Source organism: Rhodopirellula maiorica SM1, from assembly GCF_000346295.1.
Taxonomy (GTDB): Bacteria; Planctomycetota; Planctomycetia; order Pirellulales; family Pirellulaceae; genus Novipirellula; species Novipirellula maiorica.
Genome location: NZ_ANOG01000134.1, coordinates 1 through 5,232, shown reverse-complemented (window position 1 = coordinate 5,232; position 5,232 = coordinate 1). Strand labels below are relative to the sequence as shown.

The window sequence follows — 5,232 nt, the reverse complement described above, 5'->3', positions numbered from 1 at the left end:
GAAAAATGAACGAATGCGAGTTGTTAGAGTCACCCTAAGCCGGACGTTCTCTCGCGTCGCGGCTGAATCAATCAACAAGCCGTTATCGATTACCGCGGTCGGGCGGCCGTATTTCTAATCGTGGGGCTTGGGGCGGGGATATCGTCGACGGACTACAGCGATGTTTTGACCGGCGGTGGACGACAAACGGCCGGATCCGGCGGATCAATCTTGTGCGCGATGGGCAAAGGAAACAATTCCGATTCCCCCCAAGCTCGCCGCTACAGTATATTGGGGTGTCCTCCTCATTCGCGTTCTGCCCAGTGGTTGATGAACAGTCATTCCCAAAACTTGCCGACCCGCATCTCGCTGTTGGAACTCGCCCAGTCGGGCAAGGATCATCCGGCTTGGGAGGAACTGCTTGACTACTATCGCCCCTTTATCCGGCGGATCTTGACGCACCTGGGCGTGCCTCCGTCGGACCTGGACGATGCTTGCCAATTGACGCTGATGCGACTTTGGCGAGATCTCGCCAACTATCAACATCAACCCAACCGCGCCCGTTTTCGCACATGGCTATCTCGGTTAATTCACAATACCGCGATGGATTGGCACCGGGGCCAGCGACACAAGGACAAAACGATCAGTTCCGAATCGAGCCAACTCGAGCAAACATTGATGTGCGAATCGGAGTTAGAGCAGCAGATCGAAAAGGAGTGGCGACAACATATCGTCCAACTTGCACTCGAACGTCTCAAGAATGTCTTTTCCGGCGATGCACTCGACGTCTTCGTTCGCAGCGTCGAGGGGGAATCGGCTGCCGAGATCAGTCGAGATTTGAACATACGCGAGGAAAGCGTGTACGTTTTGAAACATCGAGTTAAAAAGCGTCTGATTCTTGAATCCTTCGAATTGCGGCGCGAACTCGAGTTTCCCGATAGTATGCCGTGATTCACCGTCTTTTCGCAGAAATTCATTCTTAATACCAAAATTTTAATGGCTGACAGTTCACCTTCTCGAGACGCGTCCGAGCGAATCGATCGGATTGATTCCATCGTGGACGACGTATTCGACCAAGCCGATCCGACGAAAGCGTATGGGCACGGATTGGAATCCGACGATGACATTTGTCCGTTGTTTTGTGCGATTTCTCAAATCAAGACCCGCTACAAGGAACACGAGTTGATTGGACGTGGGGGCATGAAAGAGGTCTACCGCGTCTATGACGCCAAGGCGGCAAGACATGCGGCCTTGGCCAAGCCATTGCCCGAATTTTCGAGCGATCATTTTGACGCCTTCTTGCGTGAGGCGCATCTTACCGCTCGTTTGGATCACCCTAATATCATCCATCTGTTTGATATGGGCGTGGACCAAGAGGGGCGTCCCTTTTTTACGATGGAATTGAAACAGGGACGTTCGTTGCGAGACGTCGTCCAATCGCTACAGCAAGGGGAGCAGGTTGACGAATTTCCGTTGCAGCGACGATTGGAGATCTTTCAGCGAGTGTGCGATGCGATCGCGTACGCGCATTCTCGCTGGGTGTTGCATTTAGACATCAAACCCGAAAACATCTTTGTCGGTGAATTTGGCGAAGTGAAGGTGTGCGACTGGGGCATGGGCGTCGTGATGTCGCCCGCGCGGGGGCAAACCGAGTCGACGGTGCTGCTGGATCCCGATCTCTATGGTTCGCTGCTAGAGTCCGCCAAGGGGACTCCGATCTACATGGCGCCCGAGCAAAAGGACAAACGCCAAACGAAGACGCCCCAAATGGACATCTATGCGATGGGATGTCTGTTGCGCGAGCTGCTGACTTTTGAATTGCCCACAGGCTCACGAGCTGTGGATCACCCGATGGATGTCCCGCTTTCCGCAACGATTGCCAAGGCCACGGCAACGAATCCTGCCGATCGCTACCAAAAGGTGGAAGAACTAAGAAGCGACATCTCGCGTTTCTTAGGCGGATACAGTACGTCGGTCGAACGAGCCAGTCTGCGACGCGAAGCCACCTTGTTCTATCGGCGGCACCGCGAGGCATGTTCGATCGCACTGGGATTGCTTGCGATTTTCGCGATTTGCGTTGCCTATTTTGTGATCGAGCTTCGCCAAAGTCGTGAACAGGCGGTCGAGGCAAAAACAGCCGCCGTCGAAGCGCTAGATCGAGCGGAGCAGGCTCAGACCGACGCCGAGCGGGCCCAGGGGCGAGCGGAGGCGTCTCTTGCCCGTTATCTCGCTGAAAAAGAAGAGTCCGAGCAACGCCAATTCAGGCAGATTAACTCGGCCATCGAGCACTCCAATTTCGTAACCCACGCAACGTTCTTGCGAGACGAGGCGTTCCCAAACGCGATTAAACATTCCCTGCGGCACCTCGAGTCGATTCTTGACTTTGACCCAATGCCCAATTCAAGAGCTTGGCTGCAGAAATACTATCTTCACTTTATGGTGCAAGACTTTGATGCGGCATTAGTACTGGTCGAAAATGGAAAGGTGATTGAACCCGATCTCGTCCAGCTCGCCAAGAAGTATTCGCAGCTTCCCAATGACGAAGGCTACCTCGACACCGATAATTTTATCTCGTTGATCCACGATTTGTGCGCCCCAGGCCCTGGCGAAAAGAAGTTGCGGCGAGGACAGTTGGCTGAAAAGATGCTGATCTATGACAGTCTTCATCGTCATTCGACGGCAGACCGAACTCGGATTGTTCGCGCGTGGATCAGCATCAATAATCCAAACTGGCACGACGGAGAACTCGTCTTCGAAGCCGAGACGGAAACGGTTCGATTGCGTGGAGACGGCCTGAGGCGATTGAGACGAACTTTTGGTGGCAGGAAAAAAGGGCATGACATCATCAGTCTTGTGTATGTCCTCAAGCCGAAAGTGCTCGATTTGCGGGAGACGGAGATTTTTGACCTGTCGGACCTGAACGGTCTCGAACTGCATGAACTGGATCTTCGCCAGACACCGATTGACGACCTCTCTGCCTTGCAGGATAGCCGCACTCTGCGGCGGGTCTTCATCAACCGAGATCAAGTGTCCGAATCGCAGCTCGCGAGCTTGCCAGATTCGATCGAAGTCATCCAAGAAGACGAATGACTTTTTGTTCGTAACGGAACTTGCCAAGAGTTACGATCCACTCGGATTGCCCCGCGAAATTGCCCCGCACTTTGGGTGGGGGGCATCTTTGTTTTGTCGCGTCAACGCACCAGGTGCGAATCCGACAACGGAACCGCTTCTGGCATCAAAACGATCGATATTCCTTCCGAATTCAGACTAGCCGTTTGTTTCCCCCTCAAGAAAAAAAACAAGAAAATGCTTTTCTAGTGTATAGATCCGAGATCTTAGGGCCGCTTAATGGCTGGAGAGTCGTCTTTCACTCTCTGGGTCATTATTGGCATCATTTCGTTTTCAGGGTCTAAGTATGTTTCGTCCAAATGATTATCCGAGTAGGGTACGTGGGTTCACGTTAGTCGAATTGCTGGTGGTGATCGCGATCATCGGCGTGTTAGTGGGGTTGTTGCTGCCAGCGGTTCAGGCCGCGCGGGAAGCGGCTCGGCGAATGAGTTGCAGTAACAACTTCAAGCAAATCGGTTTGGGGATTCACAACTATCACTCGGCTTACAAAAAGTTGCCCAAACACGGTACGGGGCCTATATCGGTGCGTGCCATTGGCGACAATTGGCCGAAGGAAGGTGAATTTCAGCATGAGCGATTGAGCGCTCACGTTGGACTGCTTCCATTCGTCGAACAGCAGTCGTTGTGGGAGCAAATTAGCAATCCGCTTATCGTCAACGGCGAGCAGTTCCCGGCTTGGGGAGCTATTCCCTGGGGTGTTGTTGCCCAAACCAACATTTACACCAACGATTGGACACCGTGCTTCACCGACGTGGTGACTTTCCGATGTCCAAGTGACCCGGGCTACGGATTGCCGCTTGCCGGGCGATGCAACTACGCCGTTTGTTGGGGCGACACGACGGACTATATGCAAAATGGTCCCTACACCAATTGGAAGCGTACCAATCGTGCGGACGCTAGGTGGAGGGCGACGGCTCGAGGTTGTTTCGGTCTGTATGATCAGTTTGCGTTCCGTGATGTCTTAGACGGTTTGTCCAATACGATTTGCATGGGCGAGATTAATTCGGATCTGGGCGACGAGCACATCACCACTTCGCCACGTAGAGATCCTGGTGCCGGAGGAAGACCGTCGTCTTGTTCGGATTCGCCTAACCAGATCGATCCGGATCGCCCCACTTTTTGGCGTACCGCGCCGCACGCAAACAATTTTCCTGAAACCAAACGCGGGGCCTGCTGGGCCGGAGCAACGATGGGCTGGACGATGTGTAATACGATCCTGCCACCGAACCGCGAGATTTGCAGCCGGACCCATAACAGTGCTGGTGACGGCATTTGGACGATGAGCAGTCGGCATCAGGGCGGCGCACATGTCTTGATGGCAGACGGCGCAGTCAAGTTCGTCACCGATTCGATCGACGGAGGCAATGACAAGGCCGGTACCGTGTTTGTCAACGGAACGGGATCCCGGGCACCTGGATCGCCCAGCCCCTATGGCCTTTGGGGATCGCTTGGAACTCGCGCTTCCAAAGAAGTGATCGATGATGAGTTTTAATGTTTTTGTTACTCCGAATCGCTGCACTGTTTTGCGGTGCAGCAGTTCGTGATTCAATTTTCTGTGGCTGGTAACGAGAGATCATGCTGATGGTCTGCTGGTTGCGCTTTCTGTATTGATGCTGGAGAGGGATTTTATGTTACTGCGTTGCTTCTTATGTGTTTTATTGGCTTTCCCCTTCGTGGTTGGCTGCTCCGGCGGGTCTGAAAATCGGGTGATCGATACTTCTCAGCGTAAGAGGCTCACGCCCGAAGAAAAGGCGGCTAGAATCGCAGCAATGGACGGACAAGTGTCCGCTCCGATGGAAGAGGTTGATGAGGACTAGCTGGCGACACGATCGAGTGCTGCCCTGAATAGCATGTTTTTCATCGTGTTGTGGGTGATGGGGTGGACGTCCGTTATCTTGAGTTCGTCGAGAATCTTCACGGACTATCCACATGTTGGCCCAACCGTCATTTGTAGCGGTGCGGCGCGGGGCCCAATGCCATCTACTTTGGCACTAAACAGGTGGCGTTTGTAGCGGTGCGGCGCGGGGCCCGCCCGGTCTAAACCGAACGTTTTACTCGCCTCACCCGGACGGCTCGCGCCGTGCCGCTACCAAATGCTTCACGGCGTTGGCTAGCTCCGCTACG

At 53.8% G+C, this 5,232-nt stretch carries 3 protein-coding genes; all 3 read left to right on the top strand.

Annotation, left to right across the window (positions count from 1 at the left end; all coding sequences use genetic code 11):
- Nucleotides 1–309: 309 nt before the first annotated feature.
- The 3 genes from RMSM_RS03940 (at nt 310) to RMSM_RS03930 (ending at nt 4,600) form a co-directional block, all read left to right on the top strand.
- Nucleotides 310–930, top strand: a complete 621-nt coding sequence (locus RMSM_RS03940; protein ID WP_040764011.1) for an RNA polymerase sigma factor — start codon at nt 310–312, stop codon at nt 928–930.
- A 45-nt stretch (nt 931–975) separates the two neighbouring features.
- The gene (locus RMSM_RS03935) at nt 976–3,069 is read left to right on the top strand and encodes a protein kinase domain-containing protein (RefSeq protein WP_008691889.1); all 2,094 of its coding nucleotides are present in this window, start codon (nt 976–978) and stop codon (nt 3,067–3,069) included.
- Nucleotides 3,070–3,394: 325 nt separating this feature from the next.
- Complete coding sequence (locus RMSM_RS03930) at nt 3,395–4,600, top strand: DUF1559 domain-containing protein (RefSeq protein ID WP_008691885.1); 1,206 nt, start codon at nt 3,395–3,397, stop codon at nt 4,598–4,600.
- The last annotated feature ends 632 nt before the right edge of the window (nt 4,601–5,232 follow it).

What these genes read in the sequence shown, in the direction of transcription:
- RMSM_RS03940 (WP_040764011.1), top strand. Translation starts at nt 310, where the DNA reads ATGAACAGTCATTCCCAAAACTTGCCGACCCGCATCTCGCTGTTGGAA.
- RMSM_RS03935 (WP_008691889.1), top strand. Translation starts at nt 976, where the DNA reads ATGGCTGACAGTTCACCTTCTCGAGACGCGTCCGAGCGAATCGATCGG.
- RMSM_RS03930 (WP_008691885.1), top strand. Translation starts at nt 3,395, where the DNA reads ATGTTTCGTCCAAATGATTATCCGAGTAGGGTACGTGGGTTCACGTTA.